General features: G+C 56.2%; 23 protein-coding genes. 15 read left to right on the forward strand and 8 right to left on the reverse strand.

Annotated features, from left to right (window positions below; all coding sequences use genetic code 11):
* Positions 1-231 precede the first annotated feature (231 nt).
* From hpxZ to GW591_RS00195, 4 genes are read right to left on the reverse strand one after another with little or no spacing between them, the layout of a single operon-like run.
* Positions 232-615, reverse strand: coding sequence for an oxalurate catabolism protein HpxZ (gene hpxZ, locus GW591_RS00180; RefSeq protein WP_013574258.1), 384 nt, complete (start codon positions 613-615; stop codon positions 232-234).
* Positions 616-669: 54 nt separating this feature from the next.
* Positions 670-2,073 (reverse strand): AtzE family amidohydrolase, encoded by a 1,404-nt coding sequence (locus GW591_RS00185; protein WP_126124645.1) that lies wholly within the window; start codon positions 2,071-2,073, stop codon positions 670-672.
* Positions 2,070-2,264, reverse strand: coding sequence for an oxalurate catabolism protein HpxX (hpxX, locus tag GW591_RS00190; RefSeq protein WP_013574260.1), 195 nt, complete (start codon positions 2,262-2,264; stop codon positions 2,070-2,072). Before hpxX ends, GW591_RS00185 begins: the two co-directional genes overlap by 4 nt.
* A 36-nt stretch (positions 2,265-2,300) precedes the next feature.
* Complete coding sequence (locus tag GW591_RS00195) at positions 2,301-3,887, reverse strand: gamma-glutamyltransferase family protein (RefSeq protein WP_112151327.1); 1,587 nt, start codon at positions 3,885-3,887, stop codon at positions 2,301-2,303.
* Between the two features lie 198 nt (positions 3,888-4,085).
* Here GW591_RS00195 and GW591_RS00200 point away from each other — a divergent pair, with 198 nt between their 5' ends.
* From GW591_RS00200 to uraH, 9 genes are all read left to right on the forward strand, one after another.
* On the forward strand, positions 4,086-4,925 hold the full coding sequence (locus GW591_RS00200) for a MurR/RpiR family transcriptional regulator (RefSeq protein WP_037036543.1): 840 nt from the start codon (positions 4,086-4,088) through the stop codon (positions 4,923-4,925).
* A gap of 258 nt (positions 4,926-5,183) precedes the next feature.
* The gene (locus GW591_RS00205) at positions 5,184-5,975 is read left to right on the forward strand and encodes a transporter substrate-binding domain-containing protein (RefSeq protein WP_166859921.1); all 792 of its coding nucleotides are present in this window, start codon (positions 5,184-5,186) and stop codon (positions 5,973-5,975) included.
* Between the two features lie 24 nt (positions 5,976-5,999).
* Positions 6,000-6,665 carry an amino acid ABC transporter permease gene (locus tag GW591_RS00210; RefSeq protein WP_013574264.1) on the forward strand — a complete coding sequence of 222 codons (666 nt, stop codon included), beginning with the start codon at positions 6,000-6,002 and terminating at the stop codon, positions 6,663-6,665.
* A gap of 2 nt (positions 6,666-6,667) precedes the next feature.
* Positions 6,668-7,318 carry an amino acid ABC transporter permease gene (locus GW591_RS00215; RefSeq protein WP_191996181.1) on the forward strand — a complete coding sequence of 217 codons (651 nt, stop codon included), beginning with the start codon at positions 6,668-6,670 and terminating at the stop codon, positions 7,316-7,318.
* The gene (locus GW591_RS00220) at positions 7,318-8,070 is read left to right on the forward strand and encodes an amino acid ABC transporter ATP-binding protein (RefSeq protein ID WP_037036540.1); all 753 of its coding nucleotides are present in this window, start codon (positions 7,318-7,320) and stop codon (positions 8,068-8,070) included. Before GW591_RS00215 ends, GW591_RS00220 begins: the two co-directional genes overlap by 1 nt.
* Before the next feature lie 18 nt (positions 8,071-8,088).
* Positions 8,089-9,327 carry a pyridoxal-phosphate-dependent aminotransferase family protein gene (locus GW591_RS00225; RefSeq protein ID WP_126124646.1) on the forward strand — a complete coding sequence of 413 codons (1,239 nt, stop codon included), beginning with the start codon at positions 8,089-8,091 and terminating at the stop codon, positions 9,325-9,327.
* Positions 9,327-10,601 carry an allantoate amidohydrolase gene (hpxK, locus tag GW591_RS00230; RefSeq protein WP_112197224.1) on the forward strand — a complete coding sequence of 425 codons (1,275 nt, stop codon included), beginning with the start codon at positions 9,327-9,329 and terminating at the stop codon, positions 10,599-10,601. The genes GW591_RS00225 and hpxK overlap by 1 nt, the downstream gene beginning before the upstream one ends.
* Complete coding sequence (gene uraD, locus GW591_RS00235) at positions 10,598-11,092, forward strand: 2-oxo-4-hydroxy-4-carboxy-5-ureidoimidazoline decarboxylase (protein ID WP_166859922.1); 495 nt, start codon at positions 10,598-10,600, stop codon at positions 11,090-11,092. Before hpxK ends, uraD begins: the two co-directional genes overlap by 4 nt.
* Positions 11,092-11,427, forward strand: coding sequence for a hydroxyisourate hydrolase (gene uraH / locus GW591_RS00240; RefSeq protein WP_112197222.1), 336 nt, complete (start codon positions 11,092-11,094; stop codon positions 11,425-11,427). The genes uraD and uraH overlap by 1 nt, the downstream gene beginning before the upstream one ends.
* Positions 11,428-11,440: 13 nt before the next feature.
* On the opposite strand, the gene GW591_RS00245 is transcribed toward uraH, so the two are convergent.
* Positions 11,441-12,709 carry a glutamine amidotransferase-related protein gene (locus tag GW591_RS00245; protein ID WP_166859924.1) on the reverse strand — a complete coding sequence of 423 codons (1,269 nt, stop codon included), beginning with the start codon at positions 12,707-12,709 and terminating at the stop codon, positions 11,441-11,443.
* Positions 12,710-12,922: 213 nt separating this feature from the next.
* Here GW591_RS00245 and GW591_RS00250 point away from each other — a divergent pair, with 213 nt between their 5' ends.
* The gene (locus tag GW591_RS00250; protein ID WP_015689449.1) at positions 12,923-13,429 is read left to right on the forward strand and encodes a DUF1993 domain-containing protein; all 507 of its coding nucleotides are present in this window, start codon (positions 12,923-12,925) and stop codon (positions 13,427-13,429) included.
* Positions 13,430-13,481: 52 nt separating this feature from the next.
* Here GW591_RS00250 and GW591_RS00255 read toward each other — a convergent pair whose 3' ends face one another.
* Positions 13,482-14,255 (reverse strand): amidohydrolase, encoded by a 774-nt coding sequence (locus GW591_RS00255; protein WP_112151324.1) that lies wholly within the window; start codon positions 14,253-14,255, stop codon positions 13,482-13,484.
* Positions 14,243-15,403, reverse strand: coding sequence for a pyridoxal phosphate-dependent aminotransferase (locus GW591_RS00260; protein WP_166859926.1), 1,161 nt, complete (start codon positions 15,401-15,403; stop codon positions 14,243-14,245). The genes GW591_RS00255 and GW591_RS00260 overlap by 13 nt, the downstream gene beginning before the upstream one ends.
* Before the next feature lie 219 nt (positions 15,404-15,622).
* On the opposite strand from GW591_RS00260, the gene GW591_RS00265 reads away from it, so the two are divergent.
* From GW591_RS00265 to GW591_RS00275, 3 genes are read left to right on the forward strand one after another with little or no spacing between them, the layout of a single operon-like run.
* Positions 15,623-16,237: a methylthioribulose 1-phosphate dehydratase gene (locus GW591_RS00265; protein ID WP_013574275.1), complete on the forward strand. Its 615-nt coding sequence runs from the start codon at positions 15,623-15,625 to the stop codon at positions 16,235-16,237.
* Positions 16,234-16,920, forward strand: coding sequence for an acireductone synthase (gene mtnC / locus GW591_RS00270; RefSeq protein WP_013574276.1), 687 nt, complete (start codon positions 16,234-16,236; stop codon positions 16,918-16,920). Before GW591_RS00265 ends, mtnC begins: the two co-directional genes overlap by 4 nt.
* Before the next feature lie 11 nt (positions 16,921-16,931).
* The gene (locus GW591_RS00275) at positions 16,932-17,477 is read left to right on the forward strand and encodes a 1,2-dihydroxy-3-keto-5-methylthiopentene dioxygenase (RefSeq protein ID WP_166859927.1); all 546 of its coding nucleotides are present in this window, start codon (positions 16,932-16,934) and stop codon (positions 17,475-17,477) included.
* Positions 17,478-17,655: 178 nt separating this feature from the next.
* Here GW591_RS00275 and mtnA read toward each other — a convergent pair whose 3' ends face one another.
* A complete protein-coding gene (mtnA, locus tag GW591_RS00280) occupies positions 17,656-18,684 on the reverse strand; it encodes an S-methyl-5-thioribose-1-phosphate isomerase (RefSeq protein WP_153374800.1) in 1,029 nt (342 codons plus the stop codon).
* A 117-nt stretch (positions 18,685-18,801) separates the two neighbouring features.
* Between mtnA and mtnK the strand changes: the two genes are divergently transcribed.
* Both mtnK and GW591_RS00290 read left to right on the forward strand, forming a co-directional pair.
* Positions 18,802-20,001, forward strand: a complete 1,200-nt coding sequence (gene mtnK / locus GW591_RS00285; protein ID WP_013574279.1) for an S-methyl-5-thioribose kinase — start codon at positions 18,802-18,804, stop codon at positions 19,999-20,001.
* 95 nt (positions 20,002-20,096) lie between these two features.
* Complete coding sequence (locus GW591_RS00290; protein ID WP_013574280.1) at positions 20,097-20,567, forward strand: YehS family protein; 471 nt, start codon at positions 20,097-20,099, stop codon at positions 20,565-20,567.
* Positions 20,568-20,831: the final 264 nt, after the last annotated feature.

Raw genomic sequence — 20,831 nt, forward strand, 5'->3', positions numbered from 1 at the left:
TAGCCAGCGAGCGAAGCGCGTGTTGTAACAGCGAGGGGAAATCCAAAAGGGGAAAAGCACTTTCCCCTTTTGGGCGGTTTCGGCGCAGCGCGATAAGTGATCGCTGTTATTGAGAAACCGAAATTATCACCGTTCAGATTTCCCCTCGGTGGGAACCGAAATTGTCACCGTCCATTCCTGGAAAAGAACAGTTTCCTCAGCTTTCCAAAGCTGAACCGCCCATTGGTTCGGTCAAACCATCAGACTCACATGCGCCGCCACAATCTTCCATCCACTCGCCATCTTCACCCACGTTTGCTGCTGACGACCAATCTTGTCGCTGCCTTCCCGGCGGAATTCTGTGCTGGCGACAGCCATGTCATCGCCAAACGTGGTGATAGTCGTGTTGACCAGTTCCCGGTCTAACCCTTGTGACGATCGCGCTGTGCGGAATGCGCGGATGGCGTCAATGCCGTAAAGATTTTCTCCCGCGCCGTAGCGCACGGTACGCGGGTCGTGCCAGAACAGTTCGTCGAGTACGGCCGTATCGTTGGTGATCAGCGCCTGTTCATAGCGATAAAACGCCGCATTCATTTCGGCGAGGATCGCCGGGCGGTCGATATGTTCAGTTTTCATAGTGACTCTCTTTACTCTTTTCACTTCACCCTGGGAAAACGGGGATGCGGGTTGTTACGCGGGCATCACCGGAGAACTGCTGACATTCACTATTCCCTGCTGCTCAAGTGCCCAGGCGGCACGCAGGCAGAGATCTTCGCGCCACGGTGGCGCAATCAATTGTAATCCTATCGGCAGGCCGGTCGACGTGGTGACCGGCACCGTCACCACCGGCAAGCCGAGGAACGAAATTGGCTGCGTGAGCATGCCCATGTTGGCGCGTGTCGGCAGATCCTGACCGTTGATGCGAATGGTTTCCTGACCAAGCAACGTTGCCGGACACGGCGTGGCAGGGGCGATCAGAATGTCCCAATGATCGAACAAGGGCAAGATTTGCTGCTGAAATTGCTGACGGAAACGCTGCGCCTGAACATACCATGCCGCCGGGATCATTGCGCCAGCGAGCAGACGCTCACGTGAAAGTGGCTCAAACTGTTCCGGAATGCTGCGCAGTTTTGGCAGGTACTGATTGCCGCCTTCCGACGCGCTGATGATAAACGCGGCGGATCGTGCCAGCCCGGCCTGTGGCATTTCAATTTCTTCCTGGGCTTCCAGTGCCTGCGCTATCCGGTGTACGGCTGCTTTGGCGTGGTCGTCACACCAGAGAGAAAAGTATCCGCCCAGTACGGCGCTGCGCAGGCCCTGTTGCCCGCGCTTAAGCTGGGAAAATGTTTCTGTGACAGGTTTGTCAGCCTGAAAGTGATCCTGCGGATCCGTGCCCTGTATGGCGTCATAGACCTGCGACAAATCTTCGCTGCAACGTGCCATCGGGCCGATGTGATCGAGGCTGGCGACAAACGGCTGGCTGCCGCGACGTGAAATCCGCCCGAAGGTCGGTTTCAGGCCGAGAATACCACTTAATGAGGACGGCACACGGATCGAGCCGTTGGTATCACTGCCGAGGGTGAAATGCACCAGCCCGGCAGCCACGGCGGCGGCCGAACCACCGGAAGAGCCTCCGGCTACCCGCGCCAGATCCCGCGGGTTACGGGTGGCACCGTAATGGCTGTTTTCTGTGGTGAAACCGTAGGCGTAAGCATCCATATTCAGCATGCCGGAAAGCATCGCGCCCTGAGAAGCCAGGCGTGAAACCGTCCAGGCGTCATGGCGTGCAGCGGCGTTGCTGCTGTTGAGGCTGGCACCGGCCAGCGTCACTTCACCGGCCACGTCCAGCAGGTTTTTCACCGCATAAGGAATGCCCGCCAGCGGCGGAAGTACGGCACCGCTGGCGCGGCTTTTATCCACTTTCGCTGCTTCACTCAGCATGCGATCGCCGGTGATTTGCGTCCAGGCGTTGATGACCGGATTGGCCTGTTCAACGGCGTCGAGCGTGGAGGTGGCGATTTCTGTGGCCGAGATTTCGCCCTGCGCAATCGCCTGATGTAACTGGCTGACGGTAAAGCTATCAAACGATTTCATGCGCGGTACACCCCGGCAATTTCCAGACGCGGATCCAGCGGTAAATCCATCAGCGGTTGTGCCATTTGGGCAATGCGGCTGAACTGCACCAGCAATTCCTGACGGCGTGCGTCGTCGAGTTCCAGCGCCAGAACGGATTCCATCTGGCGGATATAGGCGGCCCAGTCGGTCGCTGCGGAGGTATTTTTCATTCTGCTTCCTTATCCATTCTGTTATGCAAACCCTGATCAAAAACCGGCGGCGCTGCCGTTGCTGCGCGGGTCGGAGGCACCTTCAAACATGCCGTTGGTGTGACGAACGATGGCACCGGCGTGACCGACGGCTTCACTGAAATCCGGCAACAGTTCGACGTCGTGACCACGCTGCCTCAGCCCGGCCAGCGTCGGATAGGCAAAACGGCCTTCCAGTTTCAGTGAATCCGAACTCTCGCCCCAGGTACGGCCAAGCAGCCAGCGCGGGCCGCTGATCGCCTGTTGCAAAGATTGCCCCTGTACTACATGGCGGATAAACACGGCGGCCTGCGTTTGCGGCTGGCCGTCACCCCCCATTGAGCCGTAAACCATGGTGCGCCCGTCGTATAAGCGTGCGGCGGCAGGGTTGAGGGTATGGAACGGTTGCTTGCCCGGTGCCAGCGCCAGTAAATGACCGGCATCAAGGCTGAAGGACGCGCCGCGGTTTTGCCACAACACGCCGCTGCCCGGCAGCACCACGCCACTGCCGAACTCGTGATAAATGCTCTGGATAAAAGAAACCGCCAGCCCGCTGCTGTCCATCACGCCCATCCAGACGGTATCGCCCGGCCCTTTACCTTTACCCCAGTCGGCGGCGCTGTGTGGTTTGATGCGGGTCGCAAGAGCATCGAGATACTGTGGATCCAGCAGTTCCTGTGCATCCTGCGTCATCATGCGCGGATCGGTGATAAAGCGATCGCGCAGACCGAACGCCAGTTTGGTGGCTTCCACCACGCTGTGAATGGTGGCACTTTCGTCCATGGTTTCCAGCGGCAAACGGTCAGTCAGGCCGAGGATCGCCAGCGAAACCAGTCCCTGCGTCGGGGGTGTCAGGTTGTAGATTTCGCCTTTACTGTGTTTGAGCCGCAACGGCACACGGCGCTGTGGCTTGTAAGCCGCGAGATCAGCGCGGGTCACCGGCATGCCGAGCTTTTCCATGTCGGCGGCCATATTGTCGGCCAGCTCACCGCGATAGAAACTGTTCAGCCCGTCCTCGCACAGCATCGATAACGTCTGCGCCAGTTGCGGCTGAGTGAAGCGGTTTCCGGCGCGGGGCACATCGCCGTTAGGCAGAAAAACATCGGCAAAGCTGCGGAAATCTTTCAGTTCGTGTTGCTTGGCGCGGGTTGCCGCTTCCTGCGATGCTGTCACCGGAATACCATCAGCGGCATAACGGATGGCGTCACGCAGCAGGCGGGAGAGCGGTTTTTGCTCGCCGCCAAATTCAGCCGACACATTCAGCGCTTCCTGCCAGCCGCCGACGGTGCCCGCTACCGTCAGCGCGGCTTTCGGGCCACGGTGCGGAATGTGCGTTTCACCGGCGTAGAAATCGAGAGAGGCGAGGGAGCCTGCGGCACCGCTGGCGTCTATCGCCACCGGATTGCCCTGCGGCGGCACGATCAGCCAGAAGCCATCGCCCCCCAGCCCGTTCATGTGCGGATAGACCACGGCAATCGTCGCGGCCGCAGCCACCATGGCCTCGATGGCATTGCCGCCTTCACGCAATACCGCAAGCGCACTCTGGCTCGCCAGATGATGAGGTGTGACCGCCATGCCCAGCGGTGCGCTGTTACTGTTAATCATGCGATGTCCTTTTTAGAAACGCTTTTTTATGCTGCCCGTGCTTGCAGGGTTGTGGGCGCGTAGGGATAAAGTTAAGCAAGAGGTGTTCCACATCGGCAAAACCTTGCAGCTTTAGCGCTAATTTCTCTTGCATTGGCAAGCATAGTGCATGGTATGTTCCGCTGATTTACTGAAACATTGGTTACAAAAGGGCCAGAGATGAAACAGATTGATGAGCGTCTGCGTGACCATTACGCAGAACTGACGCCGCAGGAACAGCGGGTGGCCGACTTTATTTTTGCCAGTATTGACGACCTGATGAGCTATAACAGCGCCGAACTGGCGCGGCTTAGCGGCGTATCGAAAGCCACGGTCAGCCGCCTGTTCAAACGCCTCGGTTACCCGAGCTACCGCGATATGCGCGATGAAATGCGCACCCTGCGCCAGAGCGGGATGCCGCTGACCGACAGCCGCGACGCAGTGCAAGGTAACACCTTGTTATCACGGCACTATAAACAGGAAATGGCCAACCTGACGCAGTGGATTAACCAGATTGATGGCACCCAGTTCGGTGCGCTGATCGCCGCCCTGAATCAGGCGCGGCAAGTACGTTTGCTGGGTTTTCGTAACAGTTACCCGGTGGCGCTGCACCTGCGTCAGCAACTGATTCAGGTGCGCGCTGGCGTGATGATAATGCCGCAGCCGGGGCAAACGCTGGCGGAAGAACTGGTGGATCTTACCGCGCAGGACGTGGTGATATTCGTCGCTTTCCGCCGCAGGCCGCGCATGGCGAAGGCAATTCTGATGCAGTTACAGTCACTTGGCGTGCCGGTGTTGTTGATTTGCGAGCCGCAGGCGCAGACACTTATCCCGCTGGCAACCTGGCATCTGGCTGCTCCGCTCGACAGCGTATCGGCGTTCGACAGTTATTCTTCTGCCATGAGTCTGGCGAATTTGCTCAGCAATGCATTGCTGCACGATATGCTCGCTTCAGGCCGCCAGCGTATTCATCAGATAAGCGATTTGTATAACGATCTGGATGAGCTGGAGCAGCGCTGATTCCCGTTTGAAGAACAAATCGGGCGCTTTTCTGGTGCTTGCGCACAATTTCAGTGCATCATATTTTTCATTGGTTCACGCTTTTTGCCCTGATTCAGGGCAAAAAAACCTCTTCTGATCGCGCCTCTCATTGTCTAATTCCTTGTCATACCGTGACTTTGTGCACAATTTTTCTGCTGCACGGCTTTTGGCACATTCGTTGCAAAGCTATAAACATAAGAATCTATCGTTCCAAAAACCTTTCACCGGAGATAATCTATGAACATGAACAAACGGCTGTTGGCATGGGCAGGTGCGGCAATGCTGGTGCTTCAGGCATCCAGCGTAATGGCGGATCAGTTGCAGGATATTCAGAAACGTGGCGTGCTGCGTGTGGCTGTTCCTCAGGATTTCCCGCCGTTTGGTTCGGTGAGCAAGGATTTGCAGCCGGAAGGTTATGACATCGATATGGCGCATTATCTGGCCGATAAGATGAAACTTAAGTTGCAACTGGTGCCGGTCACCAGCGCCAACCGCGTGCCTTATCTGCAAACGGATAAAGTCGATCTGGTGATTTCAAGCCTGGGTAAAAACGCTGAGCGCGAAAAAGTCATCGACTTCAGCAACGCTTACGCACCGTTCTTCCTCGGCGTGTTTGGTGCCCAGGGTGACAAACTGTCCGACCTGAAAGAACTGTCCGGTAAAACCATCGGCGTGACCCGTGGCGCGGTGGAAGATCTGGCACTGACCGGCGTGGCACCGAAAGATGCCAAAATTCAGCGGTATGAAGACAACAACACCACGCTGTCTGCATACCTTTCCGGCCAGGTGGAATACATCGCTACCGGCAACCTGGTGGTCGCCGCGATTGCCCGCATGAACCCGGCCAAAGCACCGATTTCGAAAGTCATGCTGAAAGATTCACCATGCTACGTCGGTCTGCGTAAAGACGAACCCGCGCTGAAAGACAAAGTGAATGAACTGATCGCCGAAGGCATCAAAGACAAGACGCTGAATGCGCTGTCTGAAAAATGGATGAAGGCACCGCTGCCAGCGTCCATCGGCGCGTGATCAGAGGCCTGACGGAGATCTTTCATGACCTATCAGCTTAACTTTAGCGCGCTATGGCCTTATATGCCGGAACTGCTGGCCGGTTTATGGACCACCATTGAGCTGACGGTAATGGCAACGGTTGGCGGTGTCGCAATAGGGATTTGCGGCGCGGCCATCCGCTGCGGCAACCATAAAACCCTGCGTGCGGTCTGGGGCGTGTATGTCGAAGCCATCCGTAATACGCCGTTTGTGGTGCAGCTGTTTTTCATTGTCTTTGGCCTGCCAGCCATTGGCCTGAAAATGACTGCCGGTGAAGCGGCGCTGCTGGCGATGCTGATTAACCTCGGCGCCTACAGCACGGAGATTATCCGCGCCGGTATTCAGGTGACGCCGAAAGGTCAGTGGGAAGCCGGGCGCGTGCTGGGATTAACCCGCAGTCAGACGTTCCTGCGCATCGTGCTGCCGCCGTCGCTGAAACGCATTTATCCGTCGCTGGTCAGCCAGTGCATTATCGTGATGCTCGGATCTTCCGTGGTATCGCAGGTGTCCTATGAAGAACTGACGTTTGCCGCGAACTTAATTCAGTCGCGCACCTTCCTCAGTTTTGAAGTGTATCTGGTCACCACGTTGTTTTATTTATTGCTGTCGGTTGCGATGCGTCAGTTGTTGCTGCTGGCCGGACGCCGTGTCTTTGGGAGTGAAAACTGATGATGACCTTCACCGACTGGGACATTGTGCGCAATCTCCTGCTGGCGGCGCGCTGGACGTTATTGTTGTCGCTGACCGCTTTTATCGGCGGCACGCTGGTGACGTTGCCGTTGCTGTTACTGCGTCTCACCAAACGCCGCTGGCCGACACGATTTGTGCGTTTATATTCCGAACTGTTTCAGGGCACGCCGCTGCTGATGCAGCTGTTCCTGGCCTTCTTCGGGCTTGGCCTGTTTGGGATCAATGTCAGCCCGTGGACCGCCGCCGCGCTGGCGCTGACGCTGTATACCAGCGCTTATCTGGTGGATATCTGGAGCGGCAGTATTGCCGCATTACCGAAAGGCCAGTGGGAAGCGTCGCGCTGTCTCGGCCTGAATTTCGGCCAGACGTTATGGCGGGTGATCACCCCGCAGGCGCTGCGCATTGCTATCGCGCCGACCGTCGGGTTTTCCGTGCAGGTGGTGAAGGGGACCGCGCTGGCCTCGATTATCGGTTTTGTCGAACTGACCAAAGCCGGAACGATGCTGAACAACGTGACGTATGAGCCGTTCAAAGTGTTTGGATTAGTGGCGCTGGGCTACTTCCTGATGTGCTATCCGCTGTCCCGTTACAGCCAGCATTTAGAAAAATCATTGCGTGGAGAGAAACAGTAATGCCACTGATCACCATCAACCAGGTTCAGAAATTTTACGGTCAGAACCACGTACTGAAAGGCGTGGATCTGGATATTGACAGCGGCGAAGTGATTTCGATCATCGGCCGCAGCGGTTCAGGCAAAAGTACGCTGTTGCGCTGCATGAACGGGCTGGAAGGCTATCAGGAAGGCAGCATCAAACTCGGCGGGATGACCATTACCGACCGCGATTCTCAGGCGCGTGACATCAGCCGTTCCGTGGGCATGGTGTTCCAGAGTTTCAATCTTTTCCCGCACATGACCGCGCTGGAAAACGTCATGCTGGCGCCACGCCGCGTGCTGAAAAAGTCCGCTGCCGAATGCCGTGAACTGGCCGCGCAGATGCTGGCGAAAGTCGGTCTGGCGGATCGCATGGATTATTACCCGTCGAATCTTTCCGGCGGCCAGCAGCAACGCGTGGCGATTGCCCGTGCGCTGGCCATGAACCCGAAAGTGCTGCTGTGTGATGAAATCACCTCGGCGCTGGATCCGGAACTGGTCGGCGAAGTATTGAAAGTGCTCGAGCAACTGGCGAAAGAAGGCATGACGCTGGTGCTGGTGACACACGAAATGAATTTTGCCCGCGAAGTGGGCGACCGCGTGGTGTTTATGCATCAGGGCACCGTGTGGGAACAGGGCGAAAGCCGGGCGCTGTTTGCCAACCCGCAAACGCCGGAGTTAAAACAATTTATAGCATCCGTACGCGGCCTTACTGAGGCTGCCGCAAGCTAACATCGTAAAGGATTAACTATGTCAGATTTCATCTCTCCCGGACAAATCAACCCGCCAACCCGTCTGCTGATGGGGCCGGGACCCATCAATGCCGATCCGCGCGTATTGCGGGCGATGGCGAGTCAACTGGTCGGGCAATATGATCCGGTGATGACCGGCTACATGAACGAAGTGATGGCGCTGTACCGCGCCTTGTACAAAACCGACAATCAGTGGACGTTCCTGATCGACGGCACCTCGCGCGCCGGTATCGAAGCCGTGCTGCTTTCCGGTATCCGTCCGGGCGACAAAGTGCTGGTGCCGGTGTTTGGTCGTTTCGGTCATCTGCTGTGCGAAATTGCCCGTCGCTGTCGTGCGGAAGTTCATACCCTCGAAGTGCCGTGGGGCGAAGTGTTTGATCCGCAGCAAATCGAAGATGCGATTAAATCCGTTAAACCGCGCTGGTTGCTGACCGTGCAGGGCGATACCTCCACCACCATGTTGCAGCCGCTGGAGCAACTGGGTGAAATCTGCCGCCGTCACGGTGTGCTGTTCTACTCCGATGCCACGGCGTCCTTTGGCGGTAACCCGCTGGAAACCGACGCTTGGGGTTTAGACGCCGTATCTGCCGGTTTGCAAAAATGCCTCGGCGGTCCGTCAGGCAGCTCGCCAGTGACCATCAGCCCGCGCTTTGAAGAACAAATCCGTCGCCGTAAATGTGTCGAGCAAGGTATCCGTACCGCCGACCATGCCGACGGCGACGACGAGATGATCTACTCCAACTATTTCGATCTGGGGATGATCATGGATTACTGGGGGCCGGAGCGTCTTAACCACCATACTGAAGCCACCAGCATGCTGTTTGCGGCGCGTGAATGCGCGCGCATCATTCTGGAAGAAGGGCTGGATACCGGCATCGCCCGTCATAAATTACACGGCGGCGCATTGCTGGCAGGCATTCAGGGCATGGGGCTGGAAGTGTTCGGCGACCTGAATAACCGCATGAGCAACGTGCTCGGCGTAGTCATTCCACCGGGCATCCACGGCGAACAGGTTCGCCAGATGATGCTTAATGATTTCAGCATTGAAATCGGCACCTCATTTGGTCCGCTGGCCGGGAAAATCTGGCGTATCGGCACCATGGGTTACAACGCGCGTAAAGACTGCGTGTTGCAAACGCTGGTGGCGCTTGAAGCGGTGCTCAACCGTCTCGGCTTTGCATCGAAATACGGCGCAGGGGCGCAGGGTGCCTGGGATCATTACGCGGGAGGTCAGTAATGGCTGAAGCTTTTACGCTGGCTGCGGTTTCAGAAAGCGCAAAGCTTGCCGCTGAACGGGTGATGGCGCGTTGCGACGCACTCGCCGCCATCAGCGAAACGCCGGGGCAACTGACCCGCGTCTATCTCTCGCCGGAACATTTGCAGGCTAACCGACAGGTGGGCGAGTGGATGACTGCCGCCGGGATGCGTGTCTGGCAGGACAGCGTCGGCAATATCTGCGGGCGCTATGACGGGCTGGATGCGACAGCACCGGCCATTTTGCTGGGATCACATCTCGACAGCGTGCGTAATGCCGGGCGTTACGACGGCCCGCTGGGCGTGCTGACCGCGCTGGAGGTGGTGGCGCATTTGCATCAGAACGGCATTCGTTTGCCGATGGCGGTGGAAATTGTCGGGTTCTGCGATGAGGAAGGCACACGTTTTGGCATCACGCTGCTCGGCAGTCGTGGACTGACCGGTACCTGGCCCGCGGACTGGCTGGAACGTCAGGACGCGCAGGGGATTTCGGTCGCCCAGGCGATGCGTGATGTCGGGCTGGATCCGCTGAGAATCGGCGCATCACAGCGTGCGGTCAGCGACTTTTGCGCTTACCTGGAATTGCACATCGAGCAGGGGCCGTGCCTGCAAACGGCGGATGTGCCGCTCGGCGTGGTCACGGCGATTAACGGCGCGCGTCGCCTGAATTGTGAATTTACCGGTCACGCCGGTCATGCCGGTACCGTGCCGATGGGGCAGCGTCAGGACGCGCTGACTGCCGCCGCCGAATGGACGCTGGCCATTGAAAGTATCACCACCGCCACCGGCCGCAATCTGGTGGCGACAGTGGGCACGCTGGAATGCCTGCCGGGTGCGGTGAATGTCATTCCGGGACAGGTGAAATTGTCGCTGGATGTACGCGGACCGCGTGATGATGATTTATCGGCACTGCTGGAAACGCTGCTGGCGAAGGGCCGCGATATTGCTGCACGTCGCGGGCTGACGTTTGCCGCCGAACAGTTTTATGGCATCAGCGCGACTGAATGTAACGACGGTTTACAGCATCGTCTCAGCCAGAGTGTTTTGCATTTACAGGGGCAGGCGATGTCGCTGCCAAGCGGCGCAGGGCACGACGCGATTGCTATCGCTGAATGCTGGCCGGTCGGCATGTTGTTTGTGCGCTGCAAGGACGGCATCAGCCATCATCCTGATGAATCGGTCACCACCGGCGACGTGGCTTACGCGGTGCAGGCGTATATCAATACGGTGCTGAGCTTTGCTGAGGGACATTTATGACCTTTGAAGAATTCAACGCATTATCCGAATTCGAAGCCGTTGCGTTGTTACGCCCGCTGGTGAATATCCCGTCGTGGGCGAAAACCGTCAGCGATGCGCGGCCTTATGCTTCTGTGCAAGACGTATTGCACAGCGCCGGAGCGGCCTGCGAAAACTGGCAACCGGAAGATATTACTCAGGCGCTGTCGGCGCACCCGCGTATCGGTGAACGCGCCGCCGGTGCCACTAAAGAAGCGCAGCTTTCCCGTGGCGAACAGGCGACGCTCAATATCAGCCAGCAGGCAGTGATTGATGCACTGCACGAGGGGAATCTGCGTTATGAACAGCGTTTCGGGCGGGTGTTTCTGATCCGCGCTAAAGGGCGCAGTTCAGGGGAGATCCTTGATAATCTGCAACGGCGGCTACAGAATTCGCCGGAGGCTGAAGATCAGGAAACGGCGCAACAACTCAAAGAAATTACCCTGCTGCGTTTAAAGGAGATATTTCAATAATGACCCGCATCACTACCCATATTCTCGATACGTCTTTAGGGCAGCCCGCGGCGAATGTGCGCGTCTGGCTGGAATGTATTGAAGGGCAGAACGTCACGATCATCAGTGAAATCCAAACCGATGCCGATGGCCGCGCCGCAAAATTAACTCCGGAACCGGTCACCTCCGGGCATTACCGGTTGTGTGCGGATATCGGCGCGTATTTCACCGCCACCGGTCGTGAGACGCTGTATCACTCGGCGATCATTGATGTGGTGATCGACGGTGATCAGGATCATTACCATCTGCCGCTGCTGATCAGTCCGTATTCTTATTCAACGTATCGCGGCAGTTAGATCTTTCTGGCAGTCAGCCCATCAGCAGGTGCGGATGTTTAAGCCGCACGCTTTGGGTCAGCGCGGCGTGGCTGACATCGCGGTCACGGTTGCCCTGACGGACCTGTTGCAGGAACGCCATCAGCAGCGGATTTGGCCGCTCGCGGCGTGACATCAGCTCCGGCTGCCCCTGCACACCCATAAAGAACGGATGATTGTTCAGCTCAATTGCCTGCGCCTGTTCGCCACTTTCGTCATACCCTGAAACGATCAGCCCGGCGTTTTCCAGCTCAGCCAGCAAATGCGGATTCAGATAGCGGCGCTGGTTGTAGCGCAGCATAAATTCATCCCCCGTTTTATTGGCCAGCAGGCTGCCGTTGCGGGTAATGACCGGATGATTCCCCACACGCGGCTGCACGTGCTCGGCCAGCGGCAACGCGGTTTGCAGGCTGCCGAGCGTCGACGGCCCGTGCATCACCACGCGTTCCTGCCCGAGCACTTTCTGCCCCAGCGCAGTGATCATCTGATGCATACCCTGATTAATCCCTAATACCGGCGTCTGGTTTTCCAGAGCCCAGGTGGCGGTCGCCAGTTGTCCGGCCTGCGTGTCGCTGCGGGTGAGTGTCGCGCCCGGCAACATAATGCCGTCAACCTCAAACAGCGTGCAATCAAGCTGGCTGCCCAGTAACGTCGATGGCACATAGATCACATCAATGTTCATTGCCAGTGCATCGGCGGCGTCTCCCAGTGCAGCCAGCATCGCCGGATAACTGTCACGCTGCTCGGTAAAATCCCCGACCAGTGCCACGCGCAGGGTTTTTCCTGCCCGCATGACCGGTTGTGAAACCGGGCCTAATGCCCAGCGGCCAAAGGCATCACGCCCCCAGCCGTTGCTGCGAATTTTGCCGGTGATGCCGTCTTCCAGCTGGAATTTATCCTGATTACGCACCACGGTTAATGATTCAATTTCAATACCCTGTTCCGCGATTTGCACTGCCAGTTCTGCGGATAACGGTTCACGCAACGGTACGACGATATCTTCTTTAAGTGCCCGATAAATCAGGGATTCAACACCGGATTCTTCACCCGCACCGCGCCCGGTCAGGCGCTCAAGCCACAGCAGTCCGCTGGTCAGTGCATGCCCTTGCGCCGTCACGTGCTGGCGGGCATTCGGGTAACGTTGCGCATAATGGCTGACGGGAAAGTGACACAGCGGCAAAGCGCGTAGCTCAGCAAGTATCGCTGCCATCGCGCCGTACAACGCAGGTTCGGGCGTGGAGTGGGCAATAAAGGTGATAGTCATCAGTGATCCTCTGTCAGATGTTTTTGCGGGGGTATTGAATGCAAGAAGTGATCCACACCGGGATGTTTTTACATGCGCTGACAAAAAGACAGGGGCAGCTCGCAAAGCGGATTTTTCGTCACACTTCATTGCTATAAAACGGCGCGCTGTTCAGACCATAACGCGCTAAGGTAGCGCCAGTTGTTCTAACCCATCATTCATTAAGGAAGCATCATGTCAGCATCGCTTTATGGCAGTACGGCGGCACAATTTGTTCGTGGTTTACAAAATCTTTCAGCCTTGCTGGAAAAAGGCGCGGCATGGGCAAAGGAAAACGGAAAATCAGAAGAAGAAGTCCTGAATACCCGTCTGGCAGAAGATATGTATCCACTGGCGCGACAGGTGCAAATCACCAGTGATATGTCAAAAGGCGCAATTGCCCGTCTGGCCGGTATCGCCGCGCCTGCAATGGAAGACAGTGAAGTGACATTCGCCCAGTTGCAGGAGCGCATCGCCAAAACGCTGCGTTTTATCGAAAGTGTGGATGTACAACAACTGGAAGGCGATGAATCCCGTGAGATCGTGGTGAAAGGCAGAAATCGTGAAATGAAATTTACTGCGCACAGCTATGTTACCGTGTTTGCCGTGCCGAACTTCTATTTCCACATCACCACCGCCTACAATATTCTGCGCCATCTGGGCGTGAACATCGGTAAAATGGACTTTATTGGTGGGAACTAAACAGACAGGCAGGAATTAAACATGCCCCGGCTGAAAAGTCCGGGGCATTTTTTTAGTCATGTAACAAATAGGTATCGGCATCGCGCCAGGCGGGGAAGGTTTCGCGGTAATCCTGTAACGCTTCCAGCGACAACTCTGCGTCGATAATCATCGCCGAACCCGGCTCAGCACGCGCCAGCTCTTCCCCCTGCGGATTAATAATCAGGCTGTCACCGCTGTAGTAGTGGCCGTTGTCATCGGTGCCGACGCGGTTGCATCCGGCGACATAAGCCTGATTTTCAATCGCCCGGGCGGCGAGCAGCGTCTGCCAGTGGCGGCTGCGTGGGGCAGGCCAGTTGGCGACGTAAAGCGCCAGGTCATAATCCTGCCGGTTGCGTGAATACACCGGAAAACGCAGGTCATAGCAGACTTGCGGCAGAATACGCCAGCCTCGCCATTCCACGATTTCACGACGTTTACCCGCTACATAATAATTGTGTTCACCGGCCATGCGGAACAGGTGACGTTTATCGTAAAAATGCACCTTGCCCTGCGGTTCAACCAGCAGGAAACGGTTCACGGCGCCTTCCGTAGTGCTTAACGCCACACTGCCGCCAATCATCGCCCCGAGTTGTTTCGCCCACTGTTGCAGCCATTGCACGACACGCGATTCAGGCAGCGCACTGCCCGGTGCCTGCATGGCGAAACCGGTGGTAAACATTTCAGGAAGAACAATCAGGTCGCGGCCGGTCAGCGCACTGAGCAGGCCGTCGAAATGTGCGAGGTTCGCCTCGCCATCCAGCCACACCAGCGGCTGTTGCAATACGGACAGTTTTAAAGTTGACACAGGCGCTCCGAAGCAGCGTCCAGCGTGGCTTCCTGTTTGGCGAAGCACAGCCGGATCAGTTTATGTGGGAAAGGCGCGGCGCAGAAGACCGACATCGGAATGGCCGCTACGCCCACATGTTCAGTCAGCCAGTGGCAGAATGCAACATCGTCTAAACCGGAAACCTCGCTGTAATCGACCAGCAGAAAATAGGTGCCCTGGCTCGGTAAAACTTTCAGGCGGCTGTTCGCCAGCCCTTGCGCCAGACGGTCGCGCTTGGCCTGATAAAAGGCCGGTAATTCCTGCCAGTGTTCCGGCGCTTCACGCAGCATATCCGCCAGCGCCAGTTGAACCGGCGTGGTGACGGAGAAGGTCAGATACTGGTGCACCTTGCGCAGTTCGGCGCTGATAACCGCCGGTGCGATGCAATATCCCACGCGCCAGCCGGTCATGTGGTAAGTCTTGCCGAACGACGATACGGCAATGGCGCGCTGACGCAGCTGCGGATGTCGCAGCACGCTGGCGTGACCTTCCGGCGCAAAACAAATGTGCTCGTACACTTCATCGCTCAGCACGAAAATGTGTTTATCCGCAATGATCTGCCAAAGCTGCCCGACGTCGCTGTGGCTCCAGACGGTAGCCGACGGGTTATGCGGCGTGTTGATGATCACAAGCTTTGTGCGGTCGGTAATCTGATCGGCGAATTCCGCCCAGTTCACTTTGAATTCCGGTGGCTGCAACTGAAGGCGTTTCATCACGCCGCCTGCCAGTTCTACCGCCGGGGCGTAACAGTCATAGCTCGGGTCGAAAGCAATCACTTCGTCGCCTTTCGACACCAGCGCGGTGATGGCGATATACAGCGATTCTGTCGCGCCCGCCGTGATGGTGATGTCGGTGTTGGCGTCCGGTGCATAGCCGTAAATCTGTTCGGTTTTGGTGGCAATCGCTTCACGTAGCTGCGCCGTGCCGGTCATCGGTGCGTACTGGTTCGCGCCCTGACTGACGTGATACGCCAGACGATCCCTCAGATATTGCGGGCCGTCGAAATCAGGAAACCCCTGCGACAGGTTAATGGCATTGTGTTTCTGCGCCAGCGCACTCATTTGGGTGAAAATCGTGGTGCCTAATGCAGGAAGTTTACTTTCGGGGATCAATGCTGCTGTGCTCATGGCGGGTCAATACTCCTGGACCGTTGACCTGACAGGCGTCAGGTGTGCAAATAGCGATGTTGCTCACAATATAACACGATGTTAATATTTGGCAATCGAGACGCTTAGATGGCTAAATGCCAATTCGATCTAAGCCGCAACACATTGAATATATCGCGGTAAATAGCGTCAATTTCATTCCGAACTCCGTCCCTCAACGCACAGCTTTTCAGGAATACGATGACAGAGAATTTGCAACTGGGCGCGCTGCTGGCAGCCTGTCACTGGATTGGTCAGAAGGGCTGGAGCCCGGCAACGGGCGGCAATATGTCCGTGCGCGAAGGCGATGCTCATTGCCTGATCACCGAATCGGGAAAAGATAAAGGATCACTCACCGCAGACGATTTCCTGCTGGTGGAACTTGAAAGCGGCCTTGCGCCCAGCGGACGTCGTCCTTCTGCGGAAACCGGGCTGCACACCATGCTGTATTCCCGCTATCCTGAAACAGGCGCGGTGCTGCATACCCATTCGGTCAATTCGACAGTGTTATCGCGGGTAGAACGCAGTGGTGCGCTGGTGCTGGAAGGCTATGAGATGCAGAAATCGCTCAGCGGCCAGACCTCGCACCTTGATCAGGTGGTGATCCCGATTTTCGACAACAGTCAGGATATTCCCGCGCTGGCGCAGAAGATCATCGCATCAGCGGAGCACGCGCCGTTGCAGTATGGTTTTCTGCTGCGCGGTCATGGGCTGACCTGCTGGGGACGGGATGTGGCCGAAGCGCGCCGCCATCTGGAAGGGCTGGAATTTTTATTCCAGTGTGAACTGCAACGTCGCCTGCTGGAGGCTAAATGATCCGCGCCATTGTGACTGATATTGAAGGTACCACCACGGATATCCGTTTTGTGCATCAGGTGTTGTTCCCGTATGCCCGTCAGCGTCTTGCTGAATTCCTGCGCCATGAGCATGAACAGCCGGACGTTGCGGCGGCACTGGATGCCTTACGCGCAGAAATCGACCGGCCACAGGCCAGCGTCGAGGCGTTGATTGAACAACTCTTTACCTACATGGATAACGACGTGAAATCGACGTCGCTGAAAGTGTTGCAGGGCATCATCTGGCGTACCGGCTATGAAAACGGTGATTTTCGCGGGCATCTGTATGCTGACGTCGCGCCGCAGCTGGAAGCGTGGAAAGCTGAAGGTCTGCAACTTTGCGTGTATTCCTCGGGGTCGGTGGACGCGCAAAAGCTGTTGTTTGGTTACAGCGATGCCGGTGATTTAACCTCACTGTTCAGCGGATATTTCGATACCCGCGTCGGTGCTAAGCGTGAAACGGAGTCGTATCAGAACATCGCTGAGCAACTGATCCTGCCGCCGCAGGATTTACTGTTTTTATCAGACATCCGTCAGGAGCTGGACGCCGCGCGCTTAGCGGGCTGGCATACCTGTCAGCTGATCCGCGATGACGCGGACGAACTCAGCGATCACCTGCAAGTTAATCGTTTTGATCAGATAGCCTTAGAAACATTCTTATAAGAGGGTTGACCATGAGTGCATTAACGATTTTTAGTGACCAGGATCCTTCCGCACCGTTGTGGGAAAGCCGCGACGGGGACGCGATCGCTGCTGAGCTGAGCAAAATTGATGTGCGTTTCGAACGCTGGCAGGCTGACCGCGATTTAGGCGAGAACCCGCAGCCGCAGGACGTGATTGCCGCCTATCAGCATGAAATCGACAAACTGGTCGAAGAGAAGGGCTATCAGAGCTGGGATGTGATCAGCATGCGCCCGGACAACGAACAGCGTGAGGTGCTGCGCACCAAATTTCTCTCTGAACATACACATGGCGAAGACGAAGTGCGTTTCTTCGTCGAAGGTGCCGGGCTGTTTTGCCTGCATCTGAACGGCAAGATTTTTCAGATCCTGTGCGAGAAAAACGATCTGATTTCCGTACCGGCTAATACCCGCCACTGGTTTGACATGGGCGGATCCCCGTCGTTTACCGCGATCCGTGTATTCGATAATCCGGAAGGCTGGGTGGCGCATTTCACCGGCGACACGATTGCCGATGCGTATCCGCGGATGGGGGAGTAAGCTTTGACTCCCTCCCCTGCGAAGGGGAGGGTTGGGGTGGGGTTTTAAAGCAAAATCAAGATGTTGAAGTGTGCTTTAACTGAGGTGTTAGCCCTTAAAACCCCCTCCCAGCCTCCCCCTTCGCAGGGGGAGGAGTAAAACCGAGTTGTTCGCCACAGTTTGCCGGGAGGAGAAAAGATTACTTCAACGCCTTCGCAAACACACCATCCCGTACCTGCTCCGGCGTCACCACCCCCACATCCAGCACCCATCCGCTGATCAACTCCGCCGGTGTGACATCAAACGCCGGGTTATAAACCTGCGCACCGAGCGGCGCCCATTGTACGGAACCAAAGCTGCCGGAAACGCCGGTCACTTCATTTGCCGCGCGCTGTTCGATAGGGATGGCGGCACCGTTCGGGCAGTGCGGGTCATGGGTGGTATGCGGCGCGGCAACATAGAACGGAATACCGTGATATTTCGCCAGCACCGCCAGGCTGTAAGTGCCGATTTTGTTGGCGACATCGCCATTCGCAGCAATGCGGTCAGCGCCGACCCAGATGGCATCAACGCGTTTTTGCGCCATCAGGCTGGCGGCCATCGAATCACAAATCAGCTGATAAGGAATGCCCAGCTCGCCAAGTTCCCACGCGGTCAGGCGCCCCCCTTGCAACAACGGACGGGTTTCATCCACCCAAACCTGTTCTATATTGCCCTGTTCATGGGCTCGGCGGATCACGCCGATGGCCGTGCCGACGCCCGCTGTTGCCAGGCCGCCGGTGTTGCAGTGGGTGAGCAGACGGCTGCCGGGCGTGACCAGTTTTGCGCCGTGAGTGGCAATGCTGTCGCACAATGTCTGATCTTCATCCACCAGCCGCAATGCTTCTTCCACCAGCGCTTTCACGTAATCAGCTTGTTGCAACGCGGCCTTCATACGGTCGAGATTGTTCATCAGATTCACTGCGGTCGGGCGCGAGGCACGCAATGTCTCCAGAGCCTGATGCAATTCATCCTGCGCCATTCCCTGCTCGGCCAGCAGCGCCAGCAACAGACTGGCGGACAAACCAATCAGCGGCGCACCGCGTACGCGCAGGGTGCGGATGTGATCCACCAGTTCGCTGACATCACGGCATTCGCGCCAGTCTGAACGTTGCGGCAGAGCTTGCTGGTCGAGGATCCACAGCTGGTTTTCACGAATACGTAAACTGGTGGTTGTGAGGCTTTGCATTGTTAGTTAAATCCTTGTTGCCCGGTTGCATCTGTTCACTTATTCTGCCAACATGCTTCACGGATGTATAGACGTCTAAACGCTTTAAAGGCTAAAAAAAGAATTCGAGAGGTCAGGATGTCACGCTACTACACATTTACCGCCAACGATGCCGTTGAATATGCCCGTCAGTTTGGTGGCGTGGCGGATCCGCAATCTCTTGTCACGGCCGATGAAATCGGTGACGGAAACCTGAACCTGGTGTTTAAGATCCGCGATACTGCGGGGAAAAGCCGGGTGATTGTCAAACAGGCGCTGCCGTACGTGCGGTGTGTGGGGGAATCCTGGCCGCTGACGTTAGATCGTGCGCGCATTGAAGCTGAAACCCTGATTATCCACGGCCAGTATTGTCCGCAGCACACGGTTAATGTGTTGCATCACGACGCTGAACTGGCGGTGATGGTGCAGGAAGATTTATCGGATCATCAGATCTGGCGCAGTGAACTGGTACTGGGGAAACATTACCCGCAGGCGGCAGCCCAACTGGGTGAGTATCTGGCACAAACACTGTTTCATACTTCCGATTTCTACCAGAATGCGCAGGCCAAAAAAGCCGAAGTCTCGCGTTTTACCAACCCTGAATTGTGTCAGATCACCGAAGATCTGTTCTTCACCGATCCGTATGTTGACCATGAGCGCAATAATTTTGAGCCGGTATTGCAGCCGGCGGTGGATGCACTGCGTCAGGACAAACCGCTGCGTCTGGCTGTGGCCGCGCTCAAGCATCGTTTCCTGAGCAAGGCCGAAGCGCTGTTGCACGGTGATATTCACAGCGGATCGATTTTTGTTGCTGAAGGCAAACTGAAAGCCATTGACGCGGAGTTCGGTTATTACGGCCCGATGGGCTTTGATCCCGGTTCTGCTATCGGCAACCTGTTGCTGAACTATTGTGGTCTGCCGGGGCTGGTGGGTGTGCGCGAGGCGGCGGACGGCCGCGAGCAGCGCCTGAAAGATGTGCGTGAACTGTGGATGAGTTTCTCAGAGCGTTTCCTGCAACTGGCGCGGGATAAATCTCAGGATCCGACGCTGGCGGAAACCGGCTATGCCGGACTCTTTTTGCAGGAAGTCTGGCACGATGCCGTCGGTTACTGCGGCGCGGAGTTAATCCGTCGCACCATCGGCCTGGCACATGTTGCTGATCTTGATACCATTAAAGATGATGCGATGCGCGCCGACTGCCAGCGCCATGCGCTGAGCCTTGGGCAAAAACTGATCCTCACTGCACAACAAATCGGCGATGTGGAGTCACTTATTGCGCGGATACGTCAGTTCAGCTAATCCTGTAAGTTTCTTGTATAATGCCCGCCTTCGAGGTGCGTAGGGGTAAACCCGGTGGCATTTCCTCGGTTTACTTTTAACAGGAATACAGAATTATGATGCATAACCATGTCTTACGCAGCGTGCGCTACATGTTGGATTTAAGCGAAGGCCAGCTGATCGAGATCCTTAAAACCACCGGTACGCCCGTCAGCCCTGACGTGATGTCGCGTTATCTGAAAAAAGAAGACGAAGAAGGTTACATGGAAGTGCCTGACGAAGTGATGGCGAACTTCCTCAATGGCCTGATTACCTTCAAACGCGGTAAAGACGATCGCTTCCCGGCACCGGAAGTGGAAAAACGCCTGACCAATAACATCATGCTGAAAAAACTGCGTGTGGCGTTTGAGCTGAAAACCGAAGACATGATTTCTGTACTGACTGCGGCTGATTTCAAAGTGTCTGAAGGTGAACTGAGCGCATTCTTCCGCAAAGAAGGCCACAAAAATTATCGTCCGTGCGGCGATCAGGTGATGCGTTATTTCCTGAAAGGGCTGACGGCGAAAGTGCGTCCTAAAAAAAGCTGAATATAAAGTATTCATGAAATAAATATTTATATACTGAATACTTTAATAGTGAACAATAAGCGGGAGCCTTTTTTAAAAGGCTCCCGCTTTACGTTTATTTACTTTGTAATGACGAAATTTATTTATTTTACTTCCCACATCACGTTTCTCTAGTTTATTTTTGACAGCATATTAATTCGGAAACTATCTTCATCCTTCGCCGTAATACCTCAGGGCACTATTTCAAAAAATAAAACACCGCTGTTAATTGACTGGCAGCGGGTA

The organism is Rahnella aceris (genome assembly GCF_011684115.1).
Taxonomy (GTDB): Bacteria; Pseudomonadota; Gammaproteobacteria; order Enterobacterales; family Enterobacteriaceae; genus Rahnella; species Rahnella aceris.